Here is a 2,494-nt window from a genome sequence, read left to right as displayed (position 1 = left end):
TGTGCTCTTCCGATCTGATCGAGCAGATGACCGCGACCCCGATGAGGATGTTCTTGGCCGGCAGCACGGCGTTCTCGGCCGTGAAGTTCATGCCGGTGAACAACGAGTTGTTCTGGTTGACCAGGTCGAAACGGTCCAGGTAGTAGTCGAGGCCCTTGGCCAGCACGAACAGGCCGAGCAGCACCGAGAGCTGGGCCTGGGCCGCCGGGGAGAGCCGGTCGGAGGTCGCCTGGAGCCGCAGCCCGCCGTACAGGTAGTGCGTGGCCAGCGCCGCGAGGATCGCGACGACGAAGATCGCCATCGAGAAGTCGACGAGGAAGTGGATCCACGGCAGGTCGAAGACGTAGAAGCCGATGTCGCGGTTGAAGTAGGGGTCGTCCTGGCCGAACGACTGCCCGTTGCGCCACATCAGGTAGGTGCGCCAGTTGCTCATGCCCGAGGCTCCGGCGAACGCGCCGAGGAGGAGCGCGGTGCCCAGCACGACCCACACGCGGATGGGCGTCACCACGTCGCGGTAGCGGTCGAGGTTCGACTGCTCGCGGGAGTTCGGCCTGAAGAGCGGCCGGAAGCGGTAGGCGAGGTAGATGTTGAGCGCCACGATCCCGCCCAGCACCGCACCGAAGACCAGGAAGAGCCCGATCCGCGTCCACAGCAGCGTGGAGAAGACGTTGCCGAAGCCGACCGAGCGGTACCAGAGGCGGTCGGTGTAGATGCCCGAGACTCCGGTCAGCGAGAAGATCGCCACGATCACCACGATGGCGGTGATCAGCAGCGCGCGTGACCTCTTGGGCGCAGCCTGGCGCGGGGGCGGCGTCGCCCTCGGGTCGTCGTCGAACAGCTCACTCACGGGTTCTCCTCAGACGGCTCGTGGCGAGCCGTGTCATCGTCGTGCGGGTGGTGGTGCAGGTGGTCTTCGGTCAGGGTGTCCTGGAGCAGCCTCAGCAGGCCGGGCACGAGGTCGACGCCTCCGACCACGGAGGAGTCGTCGTCGTGCGAACGCATCCGCAGGGCGCAGTACGTCGAGCCGCTGCGGGTGGCGCCGGCCACGATCCGGACCTCCTGGCGGTCGGGGTGGTCGCGGGCGAACGCGCGCGCCTCGATCGGGTCGTCGGGGATGCCGGTGTCCGAGCCGGGCGGCAGCACGAGTCGCTCAACCATGGCGGCGCAGCCGACGACCCCGGCGGGCCACTCGATCGACTCGAGCACGGCCTCCAGCGGCTTCGACGGGTCGAGCTGGTCCTGCTCGACCGCGGTCAGCGAGCCGTGCTCGGCCGCGGAGTCCAGGCCCATCGCCGCAGCGAGCTGGGGCTCCTGACGCACGAGGTCAGCGGTGTCGACGAGCGCGTAGAGACGACCGGACTGGTCCCAGCCGGCGCCGGACAGGTGGCCCTCGATCTCCAGCACGGCCGTGGCCAGCGCCGGGTCGGCGTCGAGGTCGCCCCACCGCGGGTCGGCGGTCAGCGCCTCGTCGACCGCGGCCTCGGCCCCGTCGGTGGCCTCGTCGGAGGGCGGATCGGTGGGCAGGTCGTTCTCGTTCACGTCACGTCCTCACAGGAGGGAAGGTCGGCAGTGGGGTCTGCGGCGTAGGCCTCGAGCGCGAGGCGCACCTCGTGCATCGTCGAGGCCCGCACCAGGGTCATGTCGCCGTTCTCGGCACCGAGAGCGTCGGCGCAGTTGCCCGCCGGGACCAGGAACAGGTCGGTGCCCTCGGCACGGGCTCCGGCGATCTTCTGCTGGATGCCGCCGATCGGTCCGACGGTGCCGTCGGGGGCGATCTCGCCGGTGCCGGCGACCCGGGCGCCGCCGGTCAGCGAGCCGGGAGTGATGGTGTCGTAGACGGCGAGGGAGAAGATCAGCCCTGCGCTCGGCCCCCCGATGTTGTCGGAGATGTTGATCTTCACCTCGAACGGGAAGTCATAGTCGTAGCCCGGGGTCACGCCGATCAGCAGACGCTTCTTGCCCTCGATCGTCTCCTCGATGGGCGTCACCTCGACCGTGCGGGTCTTGTCGGCTCGCTCGATGCCCACGGCGATGGGCTCGCCGGGCTCGGCGCGCTGGATGGCCTCGCGCAGGGCGACGTCGTCGGCGATCTGCTCGCCGTTGATGCTGCGCAGCACGTCGCCGACCTTCAAGATGCCCTCGGAGCCGCCGCCCGCGGTGATCGCGGCCACCTGGAGCACCTGCGGCACGTCGATGCCGTTCTCGGTGAGGGCGACGTAGACGGCGTCGTCCTGCGAGGTCGCCATCTGCACGGCGCCCTCCTCGCGACTGCTCTCGGCCGTCTCGCCCTCCTGGTGCACCGAGGAGTAGGGGTAGACCGCGTCGTCGTCGTCGAACCAGGTGGCCATCAGCTCACCGAGGGAGAGGTAGGCCGAGTCCGGCGGGTCACCGGCCGGCGAGACGCGCACGGTGGTCATCCGCAGCTGGCCCTCGTCGCGGAAGATCTCGCGACCGTCGATCAGCAGACGCTTCTTGCCCTCGATCGTCTCCTCGA

At 69.6% G+C, this 2,494-nt stretch carries 3 protein-coding genes; all 3 read right to left on the bottom strand.

The genetic code is table 11. The features are described 5' to 3' along the window. The coding region (locus tag VOI19_RS18060; protein WP_323794331.1) for a UPF0182 family protein at positions 1-847 on the bottom strand (847 nt) is incomplete at its 3' end. Continuing rightward, positions 844-1,539: a PPA1309 family protein gene (locus VOI19_RS18055; protein ID WP_323794330.1), complete on the bottom strand. Its 696-nt coding sequence runs from the start codon at positions 1,537-1,539 to the stop codon at positions 844-846. The genes VOI19_RS18055 and VOI19_RS18060, both read right to left, overlap by 4 nt. Then, positions 1,536-2,494, bottom strand: a 959-nt coding sequence (locus VOI19_RS18050; RefSeq protein ID WP_323794329.1) for a PDZ domain-containing protein, incomplete at its 5' end; no start/stop codon positions are given. The genes VOI19_RS18050 and VOI19_RS18055, both read right to left, overlap by 4 nt.

Source organism: Nocardioides sp., from assembly GCF_034670285.1.
Taxonomy (GTDB): Bacteria; Actinomycetota; Actinomycetes; order Propionibacteriales; family Nocardioidaceae; genus Nocardioides.
The sequence above is the reverse complement of the archived record's forward strand: the minus strand, read 5'-3'. Positions and strand labels throughout refer to the sequence as shown.